Here is an 8,034-nt window from a genome sequence, read left to right as displayed (position 1 = left end):
CCCCACACTCCCCCATCTTTCCGTCTCCCCTTTCCCCTTTTATCTTTTACCTTTCCCCAAGGCGTTGCCACCTTCCCCAGTCCCTTATCTTCCCAACACCTCAACGTGTACTGGTGCAATGCCACTACCCATCATTCCCAAAATTCGAGCGGCACCAGCAGATAAATCAATGACTCGACCCCGAATAAATGGCCCTCGGTCATTAATCCGCACCACCACAGAACGACCATTGCGGGTGTTGGTCACACGAACTTGCGTACCAAAGGGTAGGCTGCGATGGGCTGCGGTCATTCCTTCTGGATTGAATCTTTGACCACTAGCAGTACGATTGCCAGAACCGTCATAGCCGTAATAAGAAGCTATGCCTTTGAAGCTAACTCGGACTCCGCCGACGGCAATCTCCTGCGGTAGCTTGGGTGTTGATATTGGCTGACGCGCTGGCATATTGGCAATCTCGCTTAAGGGAGATGCATTGCCTAGTAGTCTCCGCAAGCGATTGGTTGCTTGCAATGCATCTTGGGCGAGATTGTTGGTGCTATCTGCTAGCCGCGTACCTTGATTGATTTCTACTAATTCTTGGCCGTTAACTTTGATTGTATAGCGATCGCCAGCTCCCGCCTCCACAGGGAAGCTTTTGTTTTGGGCATTTGCAACTTTAGATTCGCCCGCCGCTTTCCAACTTACGGTAATCTTACTCGCGTCTACATTTTCCTGGTTTAGCTGGTTAATTTTGGCTGCTATCACTCCAGCTATCTCAACAGGATCTTTGTCACCAGAATTAATCTGATTGTTTGCTCCGGCCACATTGCCAACACTCGCCGATGAAGGTGAGTTGCTAGCAATAAGGGCGTATGATTGTACGCCCTCTGTTTCGTTTATTGCACCAACTTTTTTAGTTTCAGAACTTGTATCTGATACAGAACTCAAAAAGGTAAGAACAGGAATATTTTTGATATAAAGAGTTGCCGCCTTACGTCCTCCAATGTTGTAAGGATGAATTTGTGTAATCACAGCATCCGAGGTTTGTTCCCCTGCTTTTGATTTGTACTCTCCGACTTTCACCACATCAGATGCAGGCGATTTTTGGGAAGCTAGCGCATTTCCCTTTGTGGTTTGAGTACAACCGACTGAGGGTATTCCCAAAACAGTCAGAGACAGAGCAACAATTGTCCAGAAATGTCTTTGATTCATGCGTCCAATTTTAAAGCGACTGTAGAACTTAAGAAAACTTAAGTCTTATAATTCGCGGGATTTTCGCTAGTAAACAGTGAATTCCCTTCCTAAAAACTCGAACTCGTTCCTTTTTCACTTTGTGTTTTGTAACTGCAACAGACTAGCATGAACCTTTTAGCTTGGGGATCAGGGTTTTACCGTAATTCTTGACAACTTTATCTCAATTAAATTGGTATTTTTAAGGTGAAACCTTGCTCGAATGCGGATTTTGAGTGTGTAACGTTTTTTTCGGCAAGTAAAAGTTTTCTTAACAAAACTTTACATTTTTTGGAGGCTACACTCATCGTACCTCCTCCACATCTGTTTGTAAGTCCCACAATGAGATGTGTATTCTATATCACATTAATTCTTCAGTTTTTAATGAGTTATCTAATATAACTTTTATTAAAAGGCATCGGCATAAATACTCAAAGTTTATTATTTAATTAAAATTTAATATTATGCTGTAACTGTTGTGCAATAGGAGTTACAGATAAAACTATCTTCTAAATCATTTCAAGTTTATTCTCTTTGTTTTGAAGTTTTTTCTAGCTAAATTAACCATAACAGGTATTATTGATAACTAAGCTATCTTTAGTAATTTATATTACTTACTACACTAGTATTACTGTGTATAAAAAAAAGAATAATACGCAAGCGAACTTTTTTGGCGATTAATTATAAAAACATAGGGAAAGCTCGGCGATCGCTTGTGAATATTTTCTTATTAGTATTAAATTTTACATATTACATTTTTAAATATCAGTACTGGTTCAAATATTATATGGAAATGGAACAAGCAACAAGAGAGATAGCACTGTAGTGAATTTTTTCATATATATGTAGCGGCTATTTCGTAAAATGCTATCAGCCTCTTAGCAAACCAAGTAAATTCAGGAGATTCAGAAATAGACTCGTCATCATTATTAACTGTTCTCAACGACTTGCATTCCCAGTACAAGTCTTTGAACGAGGGTGCAGTAGCGAAATACATTCCGGAACTGGCAAAGGTAAACCCGGACTTGTTTAGCATTTGTATTGCCACCGTAGATGGTCAGGTTCACAAAGTTGGGGACTCGGAACAGTTCTTCACCATTCAGTCAATTTCCAAAGTCTTTGCTTATGGACTTGCCTTAGAAGATCGTGGACGCGATTACATGTTGACAAGAGTCGGCGTCGAACCAACGGGGGATGCATTCAACGCGATTATTTTGGATGAGCAATCGAAGCGACCTTATAACCCAATGGTAAATGCCGGGGCGATCGCCACCACTAGCTTAATCAAAGGATCTGGCCCCACCGAACGCCTTAACCGGATGCTAGAGATGTTCCGGCAATATATTGGGCACGATGTGTTCGTTGATATGTCAGTTTTTACCTCAGAACGCAGTACAGGACATCGCAACCGCGCAATGGCACATCTTATGCTCAACTTTGGGATGATCGATCCCAACATTGAAGAAGCCTTGGATCTTTATTTTCAACAGTGTGCTGTGCTGGTGAATTGCCAAGACTTAGCAGTGATGGCGGCCACTTTAGCTAACAAAGGTATTAACCCCATCACCAAAGAACGGGCAGTAGATAAGGCTTACATCAAAGATATTCTGAGTGTGATGTACACCTGTGGAATGTACAACTTTGCAGGTGAATGGGCTTACAAAATTGGTATTCCAGCAAAAAGCGGGATTTGTGGCGGGATTATTGCCGTTGTACCCAATCAGATGGGCATTGGCGTGTTTTCGCCGCCACTGGATGTGCGTGGTAATAGTGTGCGGGGGGTAAAAGTGTGTGAAGAACTTTCCCAACGCTTAGGGCTACATCTATTTGAGTGTCAAGGAAAAGACTAACGAAAATATCCTAGTTAACAGTCAACAGTCATCAGTCAACACTTATAACTCTTCTCCTTGGGGAAGTGGGAAGATTTCACCAGCTAAGTAAGCCTGAAAATGTTTTTGGAAGTACAACCAAGAAGTCATATCTTCGCCTTCGATAAAAGCTTTTGGCGCTTGTTTATATAAAGGAATGCGGTTATTAATTTCGTCTTGCAGGAATGGAGGTAATTCTGCTATGCCACTGACTTTACTACCAAAAGCACTGTAGAGCAATTGACCGGGGCGATCGCCCATTTTCATCCAGGGAAGCCATTGACCAATTCTATCCCAACTCAGTTTGAGTTGAGAAACTGAAGAGAGTTCAGGATTGAATAAATCCGCCGTCGGCACAGTTAATTTAAATAATTCTGCTGCTTGATAAATTGGATGTGGGCTGTATTCAGCAAACTTGGGATCTTCCGCTAAGGGATTGGGGTAATAGGGGAATATATCAAAAATGAAGGTTGTGCTGTCACCGTCTACTTGGGCGGGAAAATTTCCCTTAAATATGCCCTGCACGGGATTATTCGCAACATGGATAACTGGAACTGTCTCCCCTGTCCAAGGATTTTCCCACTTGGTTAAAACTTCCTCTGTTTGTGGATTTAGGTAGTACGTCAGTTCTCTAGAAGTAAAATCCCAGCTACCTTCCTCTGTGGGAATACACCTGCTAACACTCAATCCGAATATTTTAAACAAAAGTTGTCTTTTCTCTCCAGGGATGAGAGCGTAAATTTTACCTTTCCAGATGAGAAAAGTCGATTCGCCAGGATCGAGGGAAGAACGAGTTTTCACCCAGTGCTGCGCTTCAAGTTCTTGGATTTGAGCAACCATCTAAAACATCCTTTGTATCTGGATAACAAAAGGATAAGCGAATTTGTCATTAGGTATTGGGTAGGGAAAAGGTTAAAGGTTAAAGGGAAAAGGAATAAATTTAATCTTTACCCTTTTCCCCTTACCCTTTTCCCTTTCCCCCTTGTCCTCTTCCATGCCCCAGTCCCTAGTCCCCAATCCCCGAATCAAGCTGCTTATCGAGACAGCGAAATAAATACAGCCAAAGAGGTAAAGAACTGTTAATAGCAATTAGTCGCACTAAATGACCAGTTGTGACAATCTCAACATGATGATTTAGTGCTAGGGAAACTAGGATCATTTCTGCTGAACCTCCTGGTGCTGTGACTAAAAGACAGGTTAACCAGTCCCAAGAGGTTAATTGCATAGCAAGTGTAGCAGCGATCGCTCCAGTTGCGAGGGTCATGGTCACAGACATCAAAGCATAGCCCACAGTCCGCTTGGTAAAGTTTGGTTTGTCTCCCCAATACTCACCAATGGTAATTCCCAACAGCATTTGACCGAATAAGTTAACTAAAGGTGGTGGAGTAAAGCTAATATCATTCACAAAAGGTAGGGAATTGAGCAAAGGATTAAACCCAATACCAATTAACAATGCACTAAAAAAATCCCCAGCAGGAATTTTGAAGAATATAGCAGGATAAACTACTAATGCAGTAATTACCAGCAGCAATAAAAGTAATCCTAGTTGAGACGGATCGAAATCGAGCAAAGCACTTTTGACGGGTAGTGTTTGCATCCAGGAATTACCAACTAATGTTCTGGCGATGAAGGGAAACAGGAAAACTACTGAGGTAACGCGAATTGCTTGAACTAAAGCAACCAAACTCACATCTTTATTGTAATCAGCGGCGATCGCTGCCATAATTCCCACACCACCTGGAACTGTAGCCAGCAATGCTGTCAATAGGTTAGTTTTACTAACACGAGAGTATAAATAACCAATGCAAGTGCCACACAGCAACAAAAACAAAGTCAGAAAAATAAAGATGGGAATACCAGAAGCAACATTAGCTAAATTAGCGTGAGCATTGGAAGCGCCGACAGTCAAGCCTACAAGTGCCATCCCTACTTTTCTAGCAGTACGGTTTGGTTTGGGAGAATATTCATAGAAAATTCGACTTCCTTGGAGAACTACCAAACCAGCTGCAATCCCAGCAAATATCCAAGCAATCCCACCAATATGAAATTTTGCAAGACTTATACCCACAGTTAATGCTAAAAGTATTTCGAGGGCAAGAACAATTGATTTTTTTACAAATAATTGTTGTTTGCTAACAGTAGGATTTTTATGAGTGTGTTCTTCTAGGTTGGGAGCAACACTGAGGCTTTGATTCATCGATATCAGCTTTTTTATTAATTTAATTTAATTTGCAAAAATAATGCGACAGATGGTAAATGTAAGATTAGTTATCATTTACTATACGTAATAACCGGGGTAGTAGATATCGATATCCCAGAAAGTATTCAACACTTCCAGCAATTACAGCAAATAAAACAATAATAAGTCATATATTAAATCTAACAGAGTTAGCATTCTGGGTGTGCAATTTAGAGCAGTGGTGCATGTCGATATCGAAGAAAACTTTCAGGTATTCAAGGAGTTAGTTAAGCAGCAGAAAAATGCTTAATTGAAAAGAGTACTTACAAGCACTTTATCTGAATTAAGGCTCAATATTTGAATTGGTATTGATTAATTTTGTGGTAAGGGTATCTTGGCATTCATGTCAAGGGCAGATGAGACGCACATCCCGTAATCAATAAATTGGGTTTGCCGAAAAAGTTGTTTGATGGGGGTAGTGGTCTGCCAACCCAAAAATGCGCTTGTGAAGGCTGGGGAAAGGGTAAGGGATTTAAAACCTTTCCCCTTTCCCCTTTCCCCTTTTCCCGACTTCTCTTAGAAGTCTATTTGTACGCAAACAATAAAGTTCTTTACTGGCAACGCCTGAAATACTGATTATTGTGTTGCCAATTTTTTGTTAAAGTTCTTTATTGAAGAAAATGCTAACCGTAATATAATGTGAGCCGCAAACAATAAACATCTTAACTGTCACAAGTTCGTATGTACTAGTTAATGAAGGTTAATTTTTATTATTGGAGAACGCTGCCTCCGTTACAAGGGAATAGCGAATTTATAGTTGGTTGCCTGAGCCACAATTTAGTCAATTTAAAACTTCTAGAGCAGCAGCGATCGCTTCCTTAACCAAAGGTAACTCTCTCGTTTCTTTGCGTAGGCTTGCACGGCGAACTAGTTGCCACTTCTGAGGAATAATATTTTCTTGATAAAAAGTATTCGCTGCCCACTGCACTCTTCTGACTGCAAACTCTTCTCTGGTTTCAGCCAACTCATCCAAAACCTTTGCAGTCATAGGTAATCTGTTAAGATGTCTTTTCACCCAAGCCCTTCCAGGATGATCGAGTAAATTAGCTATCGCTGTTCTAGTAATCCAAACTGGTCGATTGGCATCTTGCTTCAAGTACTGTGCAGCAACCTTTACAGCTTCCATCGTTTCAAGATCGCGCTTATTCCAATCCACATGTAGAGTACCATTATTTGTTAGTGGTGGCGGCAGATGCTCCAAAAGCCAATTTTTGTCATATTTGTATAATTGACCATAAATTGCTGGTGCTTGACTTCGTAATTGTGTTCTTCCCGCCTTAGGATTAGCTTCAATTACCTCTAGCCATTGCTTACGACAACTTTCGAGGATATCTGGAGCTTGAATAAATGAAAATACACGAGGCTTAAGTGAGGGACATAACTCAGTTGCTCTTGCCTTAGTATTAGGTCGGGGGAAGGTAAGCTTCAGCCTACCAGCTTGACGAAGCACTGTCTTGACCCGAACCCCCAAGCGTTGACTAATCTCCTTAAGGGTGAGTGATGAGTCTTCCCAGAAAGCTTTTAAGCATTCTTCCCAAACAGAACCATAAACCTTGATTTTCGAGAATTCAAAGCGATCTTTTAGTGATTGATCGGAACCTATTCTAGAGTAAACAAAACCACAGCTACAAAAAAAGGTACCAGTTGGCTTGCGATTTTGCTGGTTATATGTAATTTGACATTCCTTTATCTGCTGTTTTTTAAAAAATCTGCAAACAGGGTTAAGGCAGGGCCAGGGAGCATTGCCAAATGGTTTTGGTGCTTGTTTTAGCTCAAAAAATTCTTGTGCTGTGTATCCCAAGAAGTGGATAAGTAGCAGATGACGTAGTGGATGATGAACCCTTTTAGGAAAACGCACTAATTGAGCAAGCCAGTTATCGCGGATCTCCTCATCAAGTGGGCATTGCAGCCAATCTAATAATTGGGAAGAGTAGTAATTTTTGAAGAGCCTCAAAAATTCCTGAACACGAATCCTACCTGTGTAAGTAACTAACTCTGGATTAGTTTTTACCAAAGATAGATATTTTTCATACAAAGCTTCTAAGCCAGGGACGAAGCGACAATTATTCAGAAGCCAATCTATGTCTGTAGCAATCTTTAACAGAACTTTGTGACGAGGATTTAAAGGGTCTATTGGTCGAGGAGATATTACTTGAGTTGCCTGTTCTAAGGAAACAAATTCAGATATGCGTCTGCGATTGTGGGTTAATACACGACTTTTCTGTAAAAAAACTCCATGAGTGGAACAGACTTCAACACCAGGTAACTGATGGGGACGATGCCAGTAGCACTCGCCAAACTGCTTGCGATCATCTTCCATACACAATGGACAGAAACGCAAGTGAGAAGGAATTTCAATGAATCCAGCAACAATTCCCAAGCGTGTATGAATTTTCGATCCATTATCACTGCACATATCTTGCCAAATAAGTTGAAGTCGCTCTCGTGGCAGAAAAGGGCTATAAAAGGGTAATAGAGTGTGATTGTCTATGAAGTTATCAACTGTGTAAGAATGTCCAACGGGTAAAGCAGCAACAAATCTGTTTAATCTGCTTGGTAGATCAACAATTGCAATTGCATTTTTTGTTTGAAATAAATCTCGAATTACTGAAATTTGGCTAGTATAATAGACTCTCTGTTGAAAGCGAGCGCAAATACTATAGAACAATTCATTTGGGTAAGGATTAGGAAAGAAACCAAGCATAGCCTATATTATAT

5 protein-coding genes are annotated in these 8,034 nt (G+C 40.8%); 1 reads left to right on the top strand and 4 read right to left on the bottom strand.

Translation table 11 applies throughout. The features are described from left to right. Positions 1-84: 84 nt before the first annotated feature. Positions 85-1,191 carry a septal ring lytic transglycosylase RlpA family protein gene (locus GNE10_RS28735; RefSeq protein WP_185569081.1) on the bottom strand — a complete coding sequence of 369 codons (1,107 nt, stop codon included), beginning with the start codon at positions 1,189-1,191 and terminating at the stop codon, positions 85-87. An 887-nt stretch (positions 1,192-2,078) separates the two neighbouring features. Between GNE10_RS28735 and glsA the strand changes: the two genes are divergently transcribed. Next, positions 2,079-3,059, top strand: coding sequence for a glutaminase A (glsA, locus tag GNE10_RS28730; RefSeq protein WP_185569083.1), 981 nt, complete (start codon positions 2,079-2,081; stop codon positions 3,057-3,059). A 42-nt stretch (positions 3,060-3,101) separates the two neighbouring features. Here the strand turns inward: glsA and GNE10_RS28725 are convergent, their stop codons facing one another. From GNE10_RS28725 to GNE10_RS28715, 3 genes are all read right to left on the bottom strand, one after another. Continuing rightward, entirely contained in the window at positions 3,102-3,917 is an 816-nt protein-coding gene (locus tag GNE10_RS28725) for a DUF1838 domain-containing protein (protein ID WP_185569079.1), read from the bottom strand. A 166-nt stretch (positions 3,918-4,083) separates the two neighbouring features. Next, complete coding sequence (locus tag GNE10_RS28720; protein ID WP_185569077.1) at positions 4,084-5,274, bottom strand: AbrB family transcriptional regulator; 1,191 nt, start codon at positions 5,272-5,274, stop codon at positions 4,084-4,086. 823 nt (positions 5,275-6,097) lie between these two features. Further along, complete coding sequence (locus tag GNE10_RS28715) at positions 6,098-8,020, bottom strand: TnsD family Tn7-like transposition protein (RefSeq protein WP_185569075.1); 1,923 nt, start codon at positions 8,018-8,020, stop codon at positions 6,098-6,100. Positions 8,021-8,034: the final 14 nt, after the last annotated feature.

The organism is Nostoc sp. 2RC (assembly GCF_014222165.1).
Taxonomy (GTDB): domain Bacteria; phylum Cyanobacteriota; class Cyanobacteriia; order Cyanobacteriales; family Nostocaceae; genus Nostoc; species Nostoc linckia.
The sequence above is the reverse complement of the archived record's forward strand: the minus strand, read 5'-3'. Positions and strand labels throughout refer to the sequence as shown.